Origin of the sequence: Limimaricola litoreus (genome assembly GCF_024159025.1) — a bacterium.
GTDB lineage: Bacteria > Pseudomonadota > Alphaproteobacteria > Rhodobacterales > Rhodobacteraceae > Limimaricola > Limimaricola litoreus.
This window is the reverse complement of the sequence record NZ_JAMYXC010000156.1, coordinates 1-1,961: the sequence shown is the minus strand read 5'-3', so window position 1 is coordinate 1,961 and position 1,961 is coordinate 1. Positions and strand designations below refer to the sequence as shown.

Annotated in this window: 1 protein-coding gene; it reads right to left on the bottom strand. The window is 69.7% G+C overall.

Annotated elements, in window-relative coordinates:
* Positions 1–140: 140 nt before the first annotated feature.
* Complete coding sequence (locus NHG85_RS10430) at positions 141–1,886, bottom strand: acyl-CoA dehydrogenase family protein (protein WP_253332161.1); 1,746 nt, start codon at positions 1,884–1,886, stop codon at positions 141–143.
* Positions 1,887–1,961 lie beyond the last annotated feature (75 nt).

Here is a 1,961-nt window from a genome sequence, read left to right as displayed (position 1 = left end):
AGGAAGGCGCCGATGGCGCTGATGAACGGCCAGATGGACGGGGCCAGGATGTGGTAGTCGTGGTTCTTCTCATGCGCGTTGCATCCGCGCGTCCGGCGCCACGGGGCCGGACGCGAAATCGGCGAGGGTTCGGGCTATCGTCATGGCATCCGGTCTCCGGGTTCGGGTCGCGAGGTGTCGTCTTCGCCACCGGCGCGCAGCAGCAGATCGGGGAGCCAGTCCGGCTCGGGCATCACAGGGGCGAGCGGATCGCGCGCGCTTAGTTTCTCAGACAGGACCAGCCGCGCGAGGCGGGTCCGGTCTTGGGCCGCGGTGGGATCGCTGGAACCAAGCCGCGCGCCTTCCCAGGCCAGAAAGACGCCGGAGGTTGCGGCGTAGAGCGCCGTCGCCGCGCGCCGCGTCTCATGCGGTTCGGGCGCGCCGTCCTGCCCGGCCACCACTTGCATCAATGCCACCGCGCGCGTCAGCGCCTCAAGGAGCGGCTCGGCGAGATCGGGTTCGACCTCGCGCAGGCACTCGCGCAGATGGTCGAGCAGCGCGTCGAGCGCGCCCTCGCGCCGGGTGGCGCGGGCCACGTCCAGCGCCACGATGTTGCTCGTGCCCTCCCAGATCGAGCCCAGATGCGCATCGCGCAGCACCCGCGCGTCGGACCATTCCTCGATATAGCCGCAGCCACCGCGCACCTCCATCGCATCGCCCGCGACCTTGCGCGCGTCGCGGCAGACCCGGAACTTGATCAGCGGCGTCAGGATGCGCAGCACCTTCGCCATCCTTGCATCCCCGCGATCGGCCCCCTCCAGCACGCGCGCGGTGTGAAACACCATGCTGCGGCCCTGCTCGGCGGAAAGCAGCATCTTCGCCAGCTGCCGCCGCATCAGCGGCATCTCGATCAGCCGTCGTCCAAAGGCCCGGCGATTGCGGGCGACGTGGAGCGCCTCCGAGACCGAGCGGCGCATCAGCCCGGCGCTGCGCACGCCATTGGCGAGACGCGACATGTTGATCATGTCGGTCATCTGCTTGAAGCCCTGCCCCGCCTCGCCCACCAGATAGGCTTCGGCGCCTTCGAGCACGATCTCGCCAGAGGCCATCGAGCGGGTGCCCATCTTGTCCTTGAGGCGGATGATCCGGTAGGCATTGAGGCGGCCGTCGGGCAGGTGCCGCGGCAACAGGAAGAGCGACAGCCCCGCCGTGCCCGCGCCGCCGCCTTCGGGCCGCGCCAGCACCATGGCGAGCCCCGCGTCGGGGTTGGAGCAGAACCACTTGTCGCCAAAGAGCCGCCAGGCGCCGTTCTCGTGGCGCGCCACCGTCTCGACCGCGCCGACATCCGAGCCCGCCGCCTGTTCGGTCATGAACATCGCGCCCTGGATCAGCCGGTCCATGTCCTGGCTGGTCAGCCCGTCGAGATAACGCTCAATAAGCTCGTCCGAGCCGAACTTGCGCAGCGTGCGGGTGAGCGAATCCGTCATGCTCAGCGGACAGCACAGGCCGAACTCGGCCTGCACGAAGAGATAGACCAGCGCGTATTTCGCCATCGGGTGCAGCGCATCCGGCTGGCCGAAGACGCCGCCGCGATGCGACATGGCGGCAAGGCCGAACGCGCCGAAGGCGTAGCGTTCCAGCTCGACATAGGCGGGGTGCTTCTCGATGCGCTGGCACGCCGCGCCGGTGCGGTCGCGCAGCGTCAGAACGGGGGGGTTCTTGTCGGCGGTCAGCGCCAGTTGCTCCAGCCGGTCACCGACCAGCGCGCCCATGCGGTCGAGCTGCGGCTCGATCACCGGGCGCAGCGCTTCGGGCAGATAGACCGACATCAGCGCCGCGAAGGCCGGATCGGCGCGGTAGCTGTTCTGCCCGCGGCTGTCGGGCACCAGGGTTTCTTCGTCGTGCATTCCGCCCTCCCTCATTGGCGCAGCGCGGCGCGCGCCGCATCGTACTCGCGCGCGAGCCGGGCCACGACCTGCGCC

What these genes read in the sequence shown, in the direction of transcription:
- NHG85_RS10430 (WP_253332161.1), bottom strand. Translation starts at nt 1,886, where the DNA reads ATGCACGACGAAGAAACCCTGGTGCCCGACAGCCGCGGGCAGAACAGC.